At 47.2% G+C, this 16,459-nt stretch carries 18 protein-coding genes; 1 reads left to right on the forward strand and 17 read right to left on the reverse strand.

The window, feature by feature from the left end:
* Positions 1–6: 6 nt before the first annotated feature.
* From CMR00_03210 to CMR00_03220, 3 genes are read right to left on the reverse strand one after another with little or no spacing between them, the layout of a single operon-like run.
* The gene (locus CMR00_03210; protein ID PIO48687.1) at positions 7–1,575 is read right to left on the reverse strand and encodes a hypothetical protein; all 1,569 of its coding nucleotides are present in this window, start codon (positions 1,573–1,575) and stop codon (positions 7–9) included.
* Positions 1,576–1,578: 3 nt separating this feature from the next.
* A complete protein-coding gene (locus CMR00_03215; protein PIO48688.1) occupies positions 1,579–1,779 on the reverse strand; it encodes a hypothetical protein in 201 nt (66 codons plus the stop codon).
* The gene (locus tag CMR00_03220; GenBank protein PIO48753.1) at positions 1,736–3,451 is read right to left on the reverse strand and encodes a hypothetical protein; all 1,716 of its coding nucleotides are present in this window, start codon (positions 3,449–3,451) and stop codon (positions 1,736–1,738) included. Before CMR00_03220 ends, CMR00_03215 begins: the two co-directional genes overlap by 44 nt.
* A gap of 120 nt (positions 3,452–3,571) precedes the next feature.
* Here CMR00_03220 and CMR00_03225 point away from each other — a divergent pair, with 120 nt between their 5' ends.
* The gene (locus CMR00_03225; GenBank protein ID PIO48754.1) at positions 3,572–4,360 is read left to right on the forward strand and encodes a diaminopimelate epimerase; all 789 of its coding nucleotides are present in this window, start codon (positions 3,572–3,574) and stop codon (positions 4,358–4,360) included.
* A gap of 62 nt (positions 4,361–4,422) precedes the next feature.
* On the opposite strand, the gene CMR00_03230 is transcribed toward CMR00_03225, so the two are convergent.
* From CMR00_03230 to CMR00_03295, 14 genes are all read right to left on the reverse strand, one after another.
* Positions 4,423–5,649, reverse strand: a complete 1,227-nt coding sequence (locus tag CMR00_03230; GenBank protein ID PIO48689.1) for an argininosuccinate synthase — start codon at positions 5,647–5,649, stop codon at positions 4,423–4,425.
* A 34-nt stretch (positions 5,650–5,683) separates the two neighbouring features.
* On the reverse strand, positions 5,684–6,133 hold the full coding sequence (gene argR / locus CMR00_03235) for an arginine repressor (protein ID PIO48690.1): 450 nt from the start codon (positions 6,131–6,133) through the stop codon (positions 5,684–5,686).
* Between the two features lie 54 nt (positions 6,134–6,187).
* Positions 6,188–7,156: an ornithine carbamoyltransferase gene (gene argF / locus CMR00_03240; protein ID PIO48691.1), complete on the reverse strand. Its 969-nt coding sequence runs from the start codon at positions 7,154–7,156 to the stop codon at positions 6,188–6,190.
* Positions 7,153–8,067: an acetylglutamate kinase gene (gene argB, locus CMR00_03245; protein PIO48755.1), complete on the reverse strand. Its 915-nt coding sequence runs from the start codon at positions 8,065–8,067 to the stop codon at positions 7,153–7,155. The genes argF and argB overlap by 4 nt, the downstream gene beginning before the upstream one ends.
* Positions 8,068–8,176: 109 nt before the next feature.
* Entirely contained in the window at positions 8,177–8,680 is a 504-nt protein-coding gene (locus CMR00_03250; protein PIO48692.1) for a GNAT family N-acetyltransferase, read from the reverse strand.
* A 75-nt stretch (positions 8,681–8,755) separates the two neighbouring features.
* Positions 8,756–9,979 carry a bifunctional ornithine acetyltransferase/N-acetylglutamate synthase gene (locus tag CMR00_03255; protein ID PIO48693.1) on the reverse strand — a complete coding sequence of 408 codons (1,224 nt, stop codon included), beginning with the start codon at positions 9,977–9,979 and terminating at the stop codon, positions 8,756–8,758.
* Positions 9,976–11,001, reverse strand: a complete 1,026-nt coding sequence (locus CMR00_03260; protein ID PIO48694.1) for an N-acetyl-gamma-glutamyl-phosphate reductase — start codon at positions 10,999–11,001, stop codon at positions 9,976–9,978. The genes CMR00_03255 and CMR00_03260 overlap by 4 nt, the downstream gene beginning before the upstream one ends.
* A 169-nt stretch (positions 11,002–11,170) precedes the next feature.
* Positions 11,171–11,821: a hypothetical protein gene (locus CMR00_03265; GenBank protein ID PIO48695.1), complete on the reverse strand. Its 651-nt coding sequence runs from the start codon at positions 11,819–11,821 to the stop codon at positions 11,171–11,173.
* Positions 11,822–11,833: 12 nt separating this feature from the next.
* Entirely contained in the window at positions 11,834–12,559 is a 726-nt protein-coding gene (locus CMR00_03270) for a dimethylmenaquinone methyltransferase (protein ID PIO48696.1), read from the reverse strand.
* A gap of 49 nt (positions 12,560–12,608) precedes the next feature.
* Positions 12,609–13,022, reverse strand: coding sequence for a phosphoribosyl-AMP cyclohydrolase (locus CMR00_03275; GenBank protein PIO48697.1), 414 nt, complete (start codon positions 13,020–13,022; stop codon positions 12,609–12,611).
* Positions 13,019–13,939, reverse strand: a complete 921-nt coding sequence (locus CMR00_03280; protein ID PIO48698.1) for a hypothetical protein — start codon at positions 13,937–13,939, stop codon at positions 13,019–13,021. The genes CMR00_03275 and CMR00_03280 overlap by 4 nt, the downstream gene beginning before the upstream one ends.
* 12 nt (positions 13,940–13,951) lie before the next feature.
* The gene (locus CMR00_03285; GenBank protein ID PIO48699.1) at positions 13,952–14,806 is read right to left on the reverse strand and encodes a TIGR00282 family metallophosphoesterase; all 855 of its coding nucleotides are present in this window, start codon (positions 14,804–14,806) and stop codon (positions 13,952–13,954) included.
* Between the two features lie 70 nt (positions 14,807–14,876).
* Complete coding sequence (locus CMR00_03290) at positions 14,877–15,752, reverse strand: fumarylacetoacetase (protein PIO48700.1); 876 nt, start codon at positions 15,750–15,752, stop codon at positions 14,877–14,879.
* Positions 15,753–15,884: 132 nt separating this feature from the next.
* A complete protein-coding gene (locus tag CMR00_03295; GenBank protein ID PIO48701.1) occupies positions 15,885–16,427 on the reverse strand; it encodes a redoxin in 543 nt (180 codons plus the stop codon).
* Positions 16,428–16,459 lie beyond the last annotated feature (32 nt).

The raw sequence follows: 16,459 nt of genomic DNA on the forward strand, positions 1-16,459 counted from the left end.
TCTCGATTACTGCGCTTCAGCTTTGCTCAACCGCTCTCTGGCTTGGGGTTGAGAGCCTAAGCGGTCTGGCAAAAGGGACTGTTCTTGCAACACACGATAAACGGCATTTTGACCTGACAGACATACGCCTGCAGTGCCTTGTCCGGGATAGACCGTGTCACCAGCAAGATACAGTCCTTTGAACGGTGTCGTTGCGCCTTGCAAGTCGAAGACGGAGCGATCTAGCGTGTTAGGAATGCCGCCTACACGTCCGTGCTTGCGATAGACCCATTCCTGCCACGACTTTGGCGTAGAGAGCGTCTTGAACAAAATTTTCTGCGTGGAAAAACCGGGCAAATGTTGCTCGAGTTGTTTCAAGATAAAGTTTTCTACATCTGCTTTCTTTTCAGCATAGCCATCGGGCGTAAGCCATACATGTGGCTCTGTATGCGTGGAAATCGCCAGTACGCGTGTACCGTCAGGCTGGCGTGCGTAGTCATCAGGCATAGAGAGAGAGATGAAAAATGAATCTGACTTGCAGTGCGGAATTTTTTCATCCAGAATTATTTGATGATGCAGCGTGAGATTGTCAGGTAAAGTATTCTCTATTGCAAGACTCATTGTAACGGCGCCCCAAGCAAACGAAAATTGCTTTGCGCGCCTCTCAAAAAAAGGTTTGAGTTTGCCCTGTGCAATTTCTGCCATATCCCACAGCGTGGCGTTACTTACCACTTGCCTTGCTGTGTAGCGTTCGCCTCTTTCGGTGTAGAGGCGATATTGCCCGTAGCGATCTTGCTCGAGTGCAATGACGCGCTCACGATAACGAATCTCGCCGCCTAGTTCTTGATATTTTCGCACCAGTGTTTCAGCAAGTGCAAGCATACCGCCGTAAGCGTAGTAGTTTGAGCTGTTCGTGTAAGAGAGGCAGGGCGCAGCATAGAGTAAGGCAACTTGTTCAGCAGTAGTCTGTGCTGTAATCATCAATTGCTCATTGCAGAAGCGGATGAAATCTTGGCTCACATCTAAGCCAAAGGACTTGATGGTCTCGAGCGTGGATTGAAAGAGATAGCGCAGTTTGGGAAAATCGCTGATTGGGTTGCATTTGTAAAGTTCCCAGATGTCGCGCAGCGAGGTTGGTGGAAATGCACGATTGCGTTCTGAGACAAGCCAGACAAAATCGTTAAGCTCAAAGATAAGTTGCCAGAAGTCTCTTACCTGCTCAAAACTGCAAGAGGTCTCTGCAAAGAATTTTTGGTAGCATTCTTCTGCCCATTTGAGTTTATCCTTGTAGCGCACAACATGCTTACCGCTGATATGGACGGTCATGGAAGGATTGATTTCCACCACAGGAAATGAAATGCCGAGCGCGTCAGCTAAATTTTTAAGTGGTTGATGCGCATCGAGCCCAACGATGGTTGTAGCGCCTGCTTCGAAGAGAAACTTCTTACCATTGCGTTTGATAAGGTAAGATGAGGCGCATCCGCCGGGCACAGCTGCCGCTTCTAAGATAAGCGTACGAAACCCATGCTTGGCTAAAAGACTGGCGGCACTCAAACCACCAAAGCCAGACCCAATGACAATAAAATCATACAGCATAGCCTAACTGCTGGATTTAAGTTTTCTTAGTCGTTCTCGTGCTTGACGCAAGTGAAAACTGCGTGGATAGTCGCGCAAGAGCCGCTCGTAGCACTCAATGGCTTTTGCTGGCTCTTTGCGTTCATTTTCATAGAGTTCGCCTAAACTAAAGAGCGCTTTATCAGCATAAAAAACTTTTGGGATAGAGTTGCAAAAGTCTTTCATAGCTTTCGGCAGCGGCTTGTGGCGCCGTTAAGCGCAAAATCATTGCGCGTTCATAGAGCGCATTATCAGCCAGAGGAGATGAGGCATATTTGCTTAGCCAATCTCCAAATCGAGAAGCTGCTTCATCATATTTTTTTTGAGCTAGTGCCCGTTTAGCCGCAGCGTAATCTTTGAGGGCATCAATGGCTTGTGGATTTCTTGCAGTGTCAGCAAGTGCTTCGTTCAGGAGCAGACGTAGCTCGAGTCCATCGTTTGCAGCATCATAGCGTGTATCAATTTTCTCGAGCGTCTGAAGTGCTGCGCTGTATTTGCCTTCGAGAAACTGCACAAAGGCTAAAAGGTATGTGGCTTCGGCACGCACTTCACTTGCGGCGTTTGGATGTAAAGCCGATTTCTGCAACGCAGCTTCAAGCCCTGTGAACTCACCTTGTGCCAATTGAATTTTGGCAAGCAAAACTTCTGCTGACCGTGCTGGCTGTGTTTCATAAAAACGCAATAAGAGTTTTTTGGCAACCTGTGCTGCGGCGTTCAGGTTCTCGAGTGCAGCGTATTCCAAATTCGCCCAAGACAGATACACATCGGGCAAATTTTGTGCGGAGGGATAAGCCTGTTCATATTCGCGATACGCAGCCAGCGCTTCTTCGAGTTTAGCGCGCCGCGCTGCACCACTAAGCATCTCGGCTTCTTTTTCTAAGACGGACACTAATCCAATTTTAGCGCGCTGTACAAAGGTTGCATCCGCATTATCAGCGATAATAGTTTGAAACGCCTTGCGCGCTGTGGCAAACTGTCGCTTTTGCAACATTTGATTGGCAAAACTATAGAGCTGCGCGCCACGCATGCGTGTTACGCCATCTCGGTACATCGCTTCGCTCAGAGCACCGTCATAATTCTCTGCTTCAATGTAGAGTTGCATCAACAGTTGTGATAGCAATTGTCGCGCCAGTGATGCTGCAGGAAACTTGCTGCGCGCTTTTTCCAAAACTTCAAGTGTTTCATTCAGTGCCGCTGGGCTAGACTTAGACGCATAACTCATCACTTGCGCCTGCACTTTGCCATAGTTTGGGAAATCTTCATGCAAGAGTTTGAGATATTCTTCAGTTGCTGCGCGATAATTGCCAAGAAAGACATAGGCGTCTGCGGCTTCTTCTGCAAACAGTGATTCTCTGCCGAACTTGCTGCGTGCCTCGTGCACAAGGTTTAGCATCGGCTCAAAGAATCTGGCAAGACGCAGTTCTTGAACCGCCAGTGTGTAGTCACTTTGTGTGGTGAGCAAATCCGAAATTGAGCGCAGGGTTTCGCTGGCTTTGGCATTATCTTGTTTGTCGATGTAGCATTGTGCAAGATGCACTTTGAGCGGAATTGCACTTTGCGCTGCTCTCTGACGCGCCACTTCCTTTTGCAGAAAAGGAATGAGCTTGTCGTATAGACGCAGTTCGCTCCAACACTCACGCAGTCGCTCTATGTAGAATAGCGAATTTGGATCGCGCTGATAAAGTTTTTCGTAAAGTTCAGCGGCTTTGTCGTAATTGCCTGCTTGATAGAGTGCTTCAGCAAGTTGCACATCGCTCTGCTGCGCTGAGAGCGACTCTGCAAGCAAGACCAAGAGTGTAAAGAGCCAGCTGACTTTCATCGGACGCATTGTATGCAATCTGTATGTTTGAATAGGCATAGCGACTGAAGTAAATTTGAAAACGCTTTTTACGCCTAAAAATTTCGGTAGTGCTTGCGCACAAATCCAAACGTGCTTACCGCACAGGAAGCAAAGGCGCACCGCATCTACACAAGAGATATGAAAATAGACTTCACCAAAATGTCAGGCGCTGGTAACGACTTTATTGTCATTGACAACCGCAGCGGCGCCATCGCACTCTCAGAATCTGACATTCGTCGCTTATGCGCCCGCCGCACTGGTATTGGCGCTGACGGGCTGATGCTGATGGAACACTCCGCGCAGCACGATTTTGCTATGCGCTATTTCAATGCCGATGGCAAACCGAGCTCAATGTGCGGCAACGGCGGTCGGTGCATCACGCGTTTTGCTTACCTTTCTGGTATAGAAAAAACACACTTTTCTTTTGAAGCAAACGGTGAAACCTACTTCTCTGAAATTTTGGATTCAGGGCGCGTCAAACTCAAAATGCAACCGCCTAAAGCCTTTCGCGATGCTTTTGAAGTAGAAGGCGTCAAAAGTTTTTTTATCGACACAGGCTCACCGCACGCTGTGGTTTATGCCAATGATGTGGCATCGCTTAATGTGCTCGAACTAGGTCGAAGAATTCGGCACAATCGTGAGCATTTTCCTGCGGGCACGAATGTCAATTTCGTTGAGCTGCTCTCAGAAAACCGCTTGCGCATTCGCACCTTCGAGCGCGGCGTAGAAGATGAAACGCTAGCGTGCGGCACTGGCTGTGTTGCTGCAGCGGTCGTGAGCTACAAACTTGGTAAAGTGCACACGCACCACATCTTGCTCACCGTGCAAAGCGGTGAAACCATTGAGGTTGAACTCGATGACGCACTCCAAAATGTTTATCTCATCGGCTCAGCAGATGTTGTCTTTACTGGAACAGTATGGGTATAACAAGCATCCTTGCTTTCTGACAGACTTCTCTCTTTGATTCTGCTCTTGTCTACGCACACCGCTTACTTTGCAATGACTTCTTGCGAGATAGGATTACCGTTGATGCGGTAGTATGTTTTGAGCGGCAAACTGTAAATCTTGATAAAGCCAATGCTGGCTTTGTGGTCAAAAGTATCTTCTTCGGTGTAAGTTGCAAGGCTCGTGTCGTAGAGCGAATTTGGCGACCAGCGTCCCAGCAGTTCTACGTTGCCTTTGTAGAGTTTGAGTTTGACTGTGCCGTTCACCACCTTTTGTGTCTCTTCCACGAAAGCATCCAGTGCAAAGCGCAGCGGTGAATACCAAAGTCCGTTGTAAATCAAATCAGCGTAGTCATGTGCAAGTTTCGCTTTGTAGTGCATGGTGTCTTTATCGAGCGTGAGTCGTTCAAGTTCGCGATGCGCAAAGTGTAAGATTGTAGCAGCAGGCGCTTCGTAGAGCTCACGCGATTTGATGCCGACCAATCGGTTCTCTACCAAATCCAAGCGACCGACAGCATTTTTGCCGCCAATTTCGTTTAGCGTCATAATCAGCTCGACGGGGTTCATCTTTTTGCCACCAAGTGCAACGGGCACACCGCGCTCAAATTCAATCTCAACTGCTGTTGGCACATCGGGTGCTTCTTCTGGCGAGACAGTGCGCTGATACGCATCTGCTGGTGGCGGCACGCGTGGGTCTTCGAGCGCCCCGCATTCAATCGACGTGCCCCACATATTTTCATCAATTGAGTAGGGGCTTTCTTTCGTGGCTTTAACAGGAATGCCATGCCGCTGACAATACTCGATTTCTTCTTCGCGTGAGCGGAATTCCCACTCACGCAGTGGCGCATACACCTTGAGTTCTGGGGCAAGCGCTGCAATTGCAGCCTCAAAGCGCACTTGATCGTTGCCTTTACCTGTGCAACCGTGCGCTACAGCCGTGCAGCCCTCTGCTTTTGCTACTTCCACAAGTGCTTTGGCAATAAGCGGTCTGCCAAGCGAGGTTGCCATGGGATAGGTCCATTCGTAGAGTGCACCTGCTTTCAGTGCTGGGAAAATGAAGTCCGTCGCAAACTCTTCTTGCAAATCCAGCACAATCGCTTTCTTTGCACCTGTCTTGTAGGCTTTTTCCTCAATGCCGACAAGCTCTTTCTGCTGACCCAAGTTGACCGACAGCGTAATCACATCAGCGTTATACTTTTCTTGAAGCCACTTTGCAATCACTGATGTATCTAATCCACCAGAGTAAGCCACGACAATTTTTTCTTTTGACATGCTTTGCGTGTTTTGTGTTAGTGTTATCTTTGATTTATTCTGCTTGAAAAATTGCTTCCTTGAGGCGCCGCACAATTGCAGAAATTTTCTTTGTTGAAATTGGCGCAATGAAAATCGTGTCGTCTCCAGCAATCGTGCCGAGAATATCGGGGATGTCCAAGCGGTCCAAGATTTCGGCAACGCCTGAGGCACGTCCGCGCAAAGTTTTAATGACAATCAAACTCTCGTTTGCGTGAATCGACTCAATTTCATAACTGATAAGTGCGCGCAAACGATGCGCTTCATTTTCAGGCTGAAGTTGATACCACACCCCTTCAGGTGTGGAGACTTTGGCAATGCCCAGTTCTTTCAAATCTCGCGAGAGTGTGGCTTGATTGACTTCAAAGCCACGACGTGCAAGTTCCTTTGCAAGTTCTTCTTGATTAGAAATTTCTTTTTCTGTGATAATCTGCTTAATCAAAAGTTGCCGCTGCGCTTTATCCATTACCCCATAGTTTTAGACGCATTTCAATTTCGTGATGTGCACAGATGGCATAATTTACTCGATTGGCGCAAGTCTCTTGCGTTTGCCAGATGATTTCTGTGGGGAAGATTTCGGCGCACTTTTTTGCAACAGTTTGACGAGAATGGCTTTCTGCGCATGCAAGCGGTTTTCGGCTTGGTCAAAGACCACTGATTGCTTGCCATCCAGCACTTCATCGGTGATTTCCTCACCACGATTAGCTGGCAAGCAGTGCATCACAATAGCGTCAGGTTTTGCAAGTGAGAGCAGTTTTAGATTGACTTGATACGGACGAAACGCTTTGCGTCGTTCCTCTGCTTCAGCTTCTTGACCCATACTTGTCCACACATCGGTGTAAATTACATCGGCATTTTGCACAGCGCTTTCAGGATCTTCTAACACTTCAATTTTGCTTACAGCTGCCTTCATTGCCGCTTTGAGCGTGGCAATGTGTGGATTGTATGCTGCCGGCGCTGCCAGCACAAAGTGCATCGGATAGAGCATCGACATCTCGAGCCATGAATTGACGACATTGTTTCCATCGCCGACAAACACTACCTTGACGCCTTCAAAGAGCTTGCCGTGTTGGCGCATCGTGTAAAGGTCTGCAAAGACTTGACACGGATGTGAGTGATTGGTCAGGGCATTGATGACAGGCACGCTTGCATATTCAGCCAGTTCCAAGAGAATGCTATGCTCAAAGAGTCGCGCAATAATCAAGTCGTTGTAACGCGAAAGCACACGTGCGACATCAGCGACACTTTCACGCTGACATAAGCCGACTGACTCTTGACCTAAGTAAATCGGGTAGCCACCGAGTTGCACTACGCCCACTTCAAACGAGACACGCGTACGCAGTGAAGGCTTCTGAAACAAGAGTGCAACTGTTTTGCCTGCAAGCGACTTGATGTCTGGATTGGCTTTGAGTGTATCGCAAAGTTTGAACAGCTCAGCAAGCTCGTCTCGACTTTCAATATCTTGCAAAGAAAGAAAATCGCTTTTCATTTTGCTGCTCCCTCCAAAATGCGTTGCACACGACGGCGCTGCGAGGCTGCAGTCGTAGGTGCGTCTTCATTGATGATTTCTGTGCCAATACCTTCGTTAGTGAAGATTTCAAGCAACAGCGCATGCTTCACTCCACCATTGATAAAGTGCACTTTATTGACACCGCCCTCAATAGCTTCAAACGCCGAGTTAACCTTCGGTATCATTCCGCCATAAATTTTGCCCTGCTCAATCCATTCTTGCGCTTCACTTTTAGCAAGCGTTGGCACAAGTGCCCCATCGACAATCACGCCATCTGTATCGGAAAGATAGACGAGTTTTTCAGCCTTGAGCGCCACAGCAATTTCCGTTGCTGCAACATCGGCATTGATGTTGTAAAGCTCGCCCTGTTCGCCTAAGCCAATTGGTGCTACAACAGGGATCATTTCATTTTGCATCAGAAGTTTGAGAAACGCTGTATTGACTTGCACGATATCACCCACAAGACCTAAGTCTATTTCGCCCTGCAATTTTTTAGCGCGCAAGAGTGCATTATCGACACCGCAAAGACCAACGGCATTTCCGCCATGCTTTGTGATGAGACCAGCAATTTCTTTGTTGAGTGCACCTGCCAGCACCATTATCACTACATCAATCATTTTTTCATCGGTGTAGCGCACTCCATTCACAAAGCGTGATTCAACGCCCAGCTTCTGTGCCATCTCAGTAATGTCCTTACCTCCGCCATGCACCACAATGATGTTGATGCCAATTTTTTTGAGCAGCGTTACATCTTGCGCAAAGGTCTGCTTGAGTGCATCATTGTTCATCACAGCACCACCGTATTTGATGACAAAAGTCTTGTTTTCGTAGCTTGTAATGTAAGGCAGTGCTTCAATCAAGATTTCTTCTTTGGTTTTATTGTCTCGCATCGCTTGAAAAATTTGGGTTACTTTATTTGCTGTGCATGTCAATGCAGGTGCGGCAACACTGGGTTTGAATTTCTCACTGTGCCTTGCGTTGCCCAAAGTCTAAACATCTTCATTTTAGCTGCTCTACTTTTTCTCCCTTAATCAGTGCCGTGAGCGTTGCTTCTTTTTCGTAGAGGTTTGGGATGAAAATCTCCATGAACTTTTCAGGGTGAGCAGGTGCAGAGAAGCCAAACTTTTCATATAGCCCGTGCGCATAGGTTGTAACCAGCAGCCACCGCCGCAGCCCTTGCAAATCGGGGTGATTCATAATTTTTTCCAACAGTACTATAGCCAAATCCTGACCACGATACTCTTCGAGAATGAAGACATCGGAGAGATACGCAAAAGTTGTATAGTCAGAAATGACGCGTGCAAAGCCTGCTTGCTTTCGTGCACCGCTCGGCAAGATTTCATAAACACCGAAGCAGAGCGAATGCTCAATAGAGCGCACAACCAACTGGCGTGAAATTCCTCTTGCCCAGTGGCAATTTGTCAGAAAGCCGTGAATGGTGTCTACATCGAGCAGCGCCTTGTCGGTGCTGACAATATACCTTGATGCAGGCGTGTCTGTCATTTCTCTAATGCGATAAAGATTGATGAACTGATGAAGTATGCCAATGCATAATTATGCAACTTGCTTTCTGCGATACTACGAGCGATAGCTCCCATTGATTTCTACATACTTTGCAGAAAGATCACAGGTCCAAAATCTCACTTCACTTTCACCTTGATGAAGATGCACATGCAGCACAACTTCGGGTTTGCTTAGCACAGCTTTTGCCTTTGCTTCATCAAGCTCAAGTTGGAAATTAGGTTTGAGGACAGCGACATCGCCAAACGAGATTTCTACCCTTTCAGGTTCGAATGCAATGCCTGAGTAACCAATGGCTGCCATGATTCGTCCCCAGTTTGCGTCAGCGCCGTGCAATGCGGTTTTAACCAGCAGCGAATTGGCAATACTGCGCGCAGCTTGTTCGGCTTCGCTTTCGCTGCGAGCTCCGCTTATATGAATCTCAATGAGTTTTGTTGCACCTTCACCGTCTTTTACAATCATTTTGGCAAGGCGCGTCATCACGACTTGAAGGGCATCTGCAAACGTGCGGTAGTCATTTGAATCGGCTTGCTCAATGCGCGGATTTTCTGCCAGCGCGTTTGCTAAGAGGAATACGGCATCATTTGTACTGCAATCACCATCGACGCTAATGCGGTTAAAAGAGTGTGCATTGGCTTCAGAGAGTGCGCGTTGCAAAAGCTCAGGTGAAATCGCAGCGTCTGTGGTGATGAAAGCAAGCATGGTTGCCATCTGCGGTGCAATCATTCCAGAGCCTTTGGCAATTGCACCAATGTGAATCTTTTTTTCACCCAGCATCACTTGCACAGCCAGTTCTTTTGGGAAAGTGTCGGTTGTCATAATAGCTTCCGCTGCATCACGACTTGCCTGCGCACTTTGCGCCAGTTGAGCTGTGGCACAGCGAATTCCTTCTGCGACATGCTCCATCGGCAGATGCTGCCCAATCACACCAGTTGATGCCACTAAGACGGATTCTGCAGGCAGGCTCAATGCTGAAGCGGTCTCATGCACCATTTGCCACGCGTCGGCAAGACCGCGCTCACCTGTGCAGGCATTGGCATTGCCACTATTGACAACGATAGCTGAGCACGTTCTGCTTTTTTGAAGTTGCGCTTTGCACACTGCAATCGGTGCGGCTGCCGCTTTATTTGTCGTAAAGACCGCTGCTACTGCGGCGGGGATATCAGAAACAATGAGCGCAATATCTTTCTTTGGCTTGCGAATACGCGCTTCAACGCCAGCTGCTTTGAAGCCTTTCGGTGCACAGATTCCGCCTGCCATATCTTGAAAAGTGTGGTTCATTGCAGTCCCTCCGTTTCATCAAAGCCAAACATCAGGTTAAAATTTTGCACGGCTTGACCTGCCGCACCTTTTAGTAAGTTGTCAATTGCGGAGAGCACAATCAGCTGATTTGTTTCCTTTCGAATCTTGAAGCCAATGTCGATAAAGTTGGTATGCGCCACACCTTTGATTTGTGGCATCAGTGATTTGCTTATGCGCACAAAAGGTTCGTTTGCGTAGTGCTGAGCGTAGATTTGTTCGATTTCTTCTTCACTTGTCTTTGCAGCTAGCATTGCATGAATTGTAGTGTAAATACCTCGTGTGATTGGAATCAAATGTGGCACAAATGAAACTGAAACACTCACTCCGCTAAACTCTGCCAAGGCTTGCTCGATTTCAGGCAAGTGTTGATGCTCGCCCACTTTGTAGGCTTTGACACTTTCATTGACTTCGCAGAAATGCAAGTCCAGCGATGCACTGCGTCCTGCCCCTGAAACGCCTGACATTGAGGTTATCGTAATGCGCTCTGGCTCAATGAGTCCTGCTTTCAGCAAGGGAACAAGCGGCAAAATGATGCTGGTCGGATAGCAGCCCGGATTAGCCAGCAGTGTTGCACTTTTGATTGCTGTACGGTTCAGTTCCGTTAGTCCATAGACAGCTGTTGAGAGCAGATTAGGCGCATGATGTGTGTGTTTGTAGAAGCGTTCGTACTGCGCAGAATTTTTCAGGCGAAAATCACCTCCAAGATCAATAACCTTTTTGCCCCTTGAAAGCAACTCGGGCACAAGGTGCATGGCTTCACCTGATGGGAGAGCAAGAAATACGCACTGGCTCTGACATGCGGCATCTATGGAGTAAGTTTCAAGTGTGTTTTCTACTTGCTGGCGAAAGCGTGGGTAGAGTTCAGCAAAACTTTTTCCAGCTGATGCGTTTGCAAAGAGCCTATCAATGCGCACGCCTGAGTGGCGCTGAAAAATCTCAACAAGTTGTGCACCAGAATACCCCGATGCTCCAACGATAGAAATACTGACGGCGTTGCTCAATAGTGTGATGCTACTTTAGAGTTTTTTGTTTGAGCTTAGCTCTCAAGACAAATTGCATAATTATACGAGAGTTTGCATAATTATGCAAGAAGATTTTATGAGATTTTCTTGCACGCAATGCTGCACCTTTAAGACAAGTGTAGTGAGATTTTATTTTCAAATCTTCACCTTATTTGACTAAGCCAAACTGCATTTGCATGGCTATCCATTCTTGAATTGCGTCTTCAAGCAAATTGAGTTTGCCTGTAAAAAAGTGATCAGCCTCATCAATGACGCGCAAGGCTTTTGGTTCGCTTATGGCGGCGTATTGCTGTTGGAAGTGTGTAAATGTAGCAATGCTATCGGCTGCACCATGAATAAAGAGTTTAGGTTTTGTGCTGGTTGCAAACGTCATCGTCTCAAACAAGCGCGTTGGCAAGCCTATACTGATAAGGTGGGTGACTCGTGCATCACTGGCGCCATAACTAAGCCCAACCCATGCACCAAAAGAAAACCCTGCAATTACAATTGGCACATGCTGTGCAGCATACCACGTTTGTAGAAAATCCACAGCCGCTTTGACATCGCGTTGCTCACCAATTCCTTCTGAGTACTTTCCTTCACTTGCCATCACGCCGCGAAAATTAAAGCGGAGCACAGCGCCGCCTAGCTCATGCAAAGTTCGTGCTGCCGTTACCACGACTTTATTGTGCATGGTGCCCTGATAGAGTGGGTGAGGATGACAAACTACTGCCAAAAACTTTGGCGCATCAAGCGGATTCAATATGGCTTCTAACTTTCCTGCTTCACTCTTAATGAACAACATTTTCGAAAACGCCATAGCAAGTGCCGATTATTTTCGTGCAATATAGAGAATCGCTGTCTGAAGTGAGAGCCTATGCTGTGAGGCAGATTGGAAGCGTGCCCGACCTAATTTTTCCAAGAAGGCTTCACCTTGTGGGAAACTCTCAACGGAGAGTGGTAAATATCGATAGGCTACTTCTGGTGCTCCGAAAAAGCAAGCAATCTTTGGCAGAATATGTTTGAAGTATGCAAGGTAAGGCTTCCTAATCCATGTGCGTTGCGGAATCATGGGCTCAAGAAATACTGCAATGCCTTCTGGTTTCAAAACGCGGTGAATTTCCAACAAGCCTTTTTCTACATCTTGAAAATTTCGTGCCCCGAAGCCTACAGTAACAAGGTCAAACGACGATTTTGCAAAAGGTAAGTCTTCTGCAGCTGCTCGCTCAAAGTGTGCATTCGGCACCTTCTGACGTGCATAACGCAGCATCACTTCAGAAAGATCAATACCGATTACCCTTGCATTTGGCAATGTCGTTAGGATTTGTGCAAAATCACCTGTGCCTGTTGCCACATCAAGTGCGCTGAGCGTGCGTGTTGGGTTCAGTATACTGTAAGCCATCCTAACGGCTGCTCGTCGCCAGTGCTGGTCTAATCCTAAACTCAATACTCGATTGAGAAAATCATATACGGGCGCAATCTCATCAAACATTGACTCAATCTGCGTGTGCGTCTTTGCTTGCACCATTGCTTTGGCTTTTGTCATTGCCGTCGACATCGTATCAAGTTCTGCTTGAGTTGTCGAAAAATTTGCTGCAGCCTGGCAGTTAGGTCTTAATTTTGCCGTAGGTTGTTTCTGCATCAAAGACGAGGCGATCGCAAATTTCCATTTTGCCATCTTCTGTAACACGGCGATAAAAGCATGATTCATAGCCTGTATGGCATGCGCCACCCTTCTGCGTGATTTTTAGCACAATCGCATCGCCATCGCAATCAAGTAGAATTTCCTTTACTTCTTGTGTATGCCCTGATGTTGCGCCTTTGCGCCAAAGCTCTTTGCGACTTCGGCTCCAGTAACACGCCTTTTTTTCTGCCAGTGTAATTTGCAGGCTTTCACGATTCATGTAAGCCAGCATCAACACTTTACCTGTTACGGCATCTTGCGCAATGACAGGGACGAGCCCATCTTTATCAAACTTAACCGCTGAGAGAAAATCACGGTCTGTCGTGTTCGAGGTCATGGCTTAGGTTTTCTTTTTTGTGCATGTTTGAAGGCTTGAATCATTTCTTGCGCACTTTTATCGCTTGCAATTTTTGGCGAGAGCGCAATGCGTTCATTGTGCGCAGCAACTCTCTCACGACCCTTGAAAATTAGCATTAGTCTGCCAATGTATTCGCCATCGGGTCCTGCTGAGAGTGCAAGGCAGTGTCCAAACTGTGTCGGTGTCTTGGTTATCAAGTCTTCGGAGTTTGAGACAATCACGGACAGCTGCGGGAATTTTTCTGCTAAGAATTTCTCGTAGTGAATATCTTGCGTGCGTAGCAGCAATATGATTATATCTGGCTCTTCACGCAAAAGTGCATCGAGTGCATGCGAGAGTGCATCAAGTGGTGCAATCAACCTTACTTGTCGTTGTGCTGTTTCCGTTGCGCTGCTAAGTGCACTTTCAGTTAGCAGTCCTAAAATCCCTACACGCCAGTGTCCTGCTTGCACTACACGATAGGGCACAGTCAATGCTGTTCCAGCAGTGTCGCAGAGGTTAGCAGAGACCGTTGGCAGTTCAGCAAATGCTGTGCGTGTAAAATGTGCGCCGTATGTAAAGTCATTTTCGGCAAGGTTGCAAGCATCGTAGCGCATTTGGCTCATCAGTTTCGTGATGAGCATTGCCTCAGCTGTAGATTTTGGATATGCCGAAAACTGATTGCCTGCATCGACCAGCACGACCTTTTCACCGAATGTTGCACGCGTCTGATTGACTACACTAACTCGACGGGCAAGTCCACCTAAATTTTCTTTAGAGCATGGACATGCTTCAAGATAGCCATAGGCGCCACCTGTGTAGAGCACAACAAGTGTATCTAACGTCTGTGCTCTTGTTGTTGTACAAAGTAAAAGAAGCAGTATGCCAAGCCACGCACGCACACCAAGCTTTTGCATCAGCACGGAGAATTATGCATTTGAGGGCGAAAGTTCGGCTTGTACTGCAGGCTTTGCAGGCGCCACACTTTTGACGAACTCGGGATAAATGATACGCTCTAGGTTCACGCACTTACCTGTTTCAGGGTCAAGTTGAATGAGCATTGCACAGAGTCTGACATCACTTGTTGCACATTCGTACTTATGCGGTGTTTGGTAGATGAACCGCTCAATTGCAGATTTGGTTACCATCCCGATGACAGAGTCGTATGGACCTGTCATACCAATGTCGGTGCAGTAGCCTGTGCCTTTTGGGAAGATGCGTTCATCTGCGGTTGGCACATGTGAATGCGAGCCCATCACTGCAGAGACTCGCCCGTCCAGATACCAGCCCATAGCGACCTTCTCAGCTGTTGCTTCTGCGTGCATATCCACAATAATGTACTTGACATCCTTCATCTTTTCCAGCGCCCAATCTGCCGTGCGGAATGGACAGTCAATCGTGTACATAAATGTTCGACCTTGCAAGTTCAATACACCGATTTTTCCGAGTCCTTTCGGCAGTGTGTAGATTCCCATTCCTGTGCCCCAAGTGCCTTTTGGGTAATTCATTGGACGCAGCACATGCGGGTCGCGCTTGAGGACCTCATGAAATTTGAAGTTATCCCAAATGTGATTACCGCCTGAAATGACATCTACACCGACAGTCCGCAATTGATGCATAATTTCAAGACTCATGCCTTTACCATTGTAGGCATTTTCACCATTGCAAATCGTAAAATGCACATCGTATTTCTGGATATAGCCTTTGAGCAGTTTGACTACGATATCTACGCCGGGTTGCCCGACGATATCTGCCATGAAAAACACATTGATAGTCTTTGACATAGTGCATCGTTTTACTTGAAAAGAAAAATGAATTTACAACAAACTGCTTCCCACACCAAGTTACATGCTGTTACACAATCTGATTTCGAATGCTGCCCAAGCACTCAATGTGCATTTCAACCACATCGCCAATCTCAAGGTAGGGAAATTGTGTGTTATCAAGTTCTAACAAGCAGCCCGTGCCTACTGTGCCACTGCCAATTACATCGCCTGCATAGAGCATGGCATCGCGTGAGGCACGCTCAATCATTTCAGCAAACGAGAAATGAATCTGCTTGAAATTACCCCCTCCATATCGCTTGCCGTTGACGCGCACCTCCATCTCTAAGTCGAGCCGATTGCCCACCTTTCTTTCTTCCAGTTCATCTTTGGTTACCAGAAATGCTCCGAGTGTTGTTGCAAAATCTTTCGCTTTTGCAGGACCTAAGCCCACTTTCACTTCACGCATTTGTTCATCGCGTGCTGACCAATCATTCATGATGCAGTAGCCAGCAATGTGTGCTTCAGCATCCTCTCGTGAGATATTGATTCCGTCTTTGCCAATCACACATGCAAGTTCCAACTCATAATCTAACATGCTCGTCGAACGTGGTTTCTTGACTGGTGCATACGGGGCAACAATTGCATGATGATTAGAAAAATAAAACACTGGAAAGTCGTACCACTCTGGTGGCACATCAAGTCCGCGCTTTTTACGCGCATTTCTTACATGCTCTTCGAATGCATAAAAATCACGCAAAGACTTTGGGCGTGGCACACACGCTAAAAGCTCGACTTCATTTAAGTTGAAGGAAGGTGTGCGCCGCTCGAGCATTGAAAAGTCATTTTGGCATGTCTCCAACAGTGTGGTCATAGAATCAAACTGCGTTGGGAACACCTCTTCACCGGCGACGATACCGACCCGTTCAGTTGGCATGGTCGGATGACGAAATGTGCAGAGCTTCATCAGTAGGGATTAGAATTTGAATGCAAAGTTTAGCCTTTTTACAACGGGCATTGCTGAAATTGCTAGAAAAATAAAAGCGCCTCAAGAGAGATGAGACGCTTTGAACTTGACCGTCTTCACAGGTTCTATGGCTCAGTTGAGCGCTCTTTTGATAGCATCCTCGAAGGTTGCTTTATTGCGCGCACCCACGAAGGCATCAATAATCTCACCTTTGCGGTTAATGACGAACGAGGTAGGGATGCCGCGAATTTGTCCACCTTCAACGAACTTACCATAATCGGCGGCAACTTTTTCGTTGCCCATCACCACAGGATAGTTAACGCCTTTCTCTTTGACAAATGCCGCTACTTTTTCTGGCTTGTCGCTAACGGCAATGCCAATGAACGAGAATTTATTGGCATAGACTTTTTGCAGCTCAATCATATCTGGAATTTCAGCGCGGCAAGGCGGACACCATGTCGCCCAGAAGTTGATAATGACGCCTTTACCCTTAAAATCGGAGAGACTAACCTTTTTGCCATCGGTGGTCTCCAGCGTAAAGGCTGGTGCTAAAGCAGTTTCTGCCAGCGTTTCAGGCTTGGATAGTTGTGCCACTTGTGGCTTGCTGGCAAAGCTCAGCCCCATCAGGAGCAGTGATAACAAGAGAATTGGAGTAGCAGTACGCAGTAATGACATTGTGGTTTTACCGTGGTTTTGTGTTTGAAATT

Source organism: [Chlorobium] sp. 445 (assembly GCA_002763895.1).
GTDB lineage: Bacteria > Bacteroidota > Chlorobiia > Chlorobiales > Thermochlorobacteraceae > Thermochlorobacter.

What these genes read in the sequence shown, in the direction of transcription:
- CMR00_03210 (PIO48687.1), bottom strand. Translation starts at nt 1,575, where the DNA reads ATGCTGTATGATTTTATTGTCATTGGGTCTGGCTTTGGTGGTTTGAGT.
- CMR00_03215 (PIO48688.1), bottom strand. Translation starts at nt 1,779, where the DNA reads ATGAAAGACTTTTGCAACTCTATCCCAAAAGTTTTTTATGCTGATAAA.
- CMR00_03220 (PIO48753.1), bottom strand. Translation starts at nt 3,451, where the DNA reads ATGCCTATTCAAACATACAGATTGCATACAATGCGTCCGATGAAAGTC.
- CMR00_03225 (PIO48754.1), top strand. Translation starts at nt 3,572, where the DNA reads ATGAAAATAGACTTCACCAAAATGTCAGGCGCTGGTAACGACTTTATT.
- CMR00_03230 (PIO48689.1), bottom strand. Translation starts at nt 5,649, where the DNA reads ATGTCAAAAGAAAAAATTGTCGTGGCTTACTCTGGTGGATTAGATACA.
- argR (PIO48690.1), bottom strand. Translation starts at nt 6,133, where the DNA reads ATGGATAAAGCGCAGCGGCAACTTTTGATTAAGCAGATTATCACAGAA.
- argF (PIO48691.1), bottom strand. Translation starts at nt 7,156, where the DNA reads ATGAAAAGCGATTTTCTTTCTTTGCAAGATATTGAAAGTCGAGACGAG.
- argB (PIO48755.1), bottom strand. Translation starts at nt 8,067, where the DNA reads ATGCGAGACAATAAAACCAAAGAAGAAATCTTGATTGAAGCACTGCCT.
- CMR00_03250 (PIO48692.1), bottom strand. Translation starts at nt 8,680, where the DNA reads ATGACAGACACGCCTGCATCAAGGTATATTGTCAGCACCGACAAGGCG.
- CMR00_03255 (PIO48693.1), bottom strand. Translation starts at nt 9,979, where the DNA reads ATGAACCACACTTTTCAAGATATGGCAGGCGGAATCTGTGCACCGAAA.
- CMR00_03265 (PIO48695.1), bottom strand. Translation starts at nt 11,821, where the DNA reads ATGGCGTTTTCGAAAATGTTGTTCATTAAGAGTGAAGCAGGAAAGTTA.
- CMR00_03270 (PIO48696.1), bottom strand. Translation starts at nt 12,559, where the DNA reads ATGTCGACGGCAATGACAAAAGCCAAAGCAATGGTGCAAGCAAAGACG.
- CMR00_03275 (PIO48697.1), bottom strand. Translation starts at nt 13,022, where the DNA reads ATGACCTCGAACACGACAGACCGTGATTTTCTCTCAGCGGTTAAGTTT.
- CMR00_03280 (PIO48698.1), bottom strand. Translation starts at nt 13,939, where the DNA reads ATGCAAAAGCTTGGTGTGCGTGCGTGGCTTGGCATACTGCTTCTTTTA.
- CMR00_03285 (PIO48699.1), bottom strand. Translation starts at nt 14,806, where the DNA reads ATGTCAAAGACTATCAATGTGTTTTTCATGGCAGATATCGTCGGGCAA.
- CMR00_03290 (PIO48700.1), bottom strand. Translation starts at nt 15,752, where the DNA reads ATGAAGCTCTGCACATTTCGTCATCCGACCATGCCAACTGAACGGGTC.
- CMR00_03295 (PIO48701.1), bottom strand. Translation starts at nt 16,427, where the DNA reads ATGTCATTACTGCGTACTGCTACTCCAATTCTCTTGTTATCACTGCTC.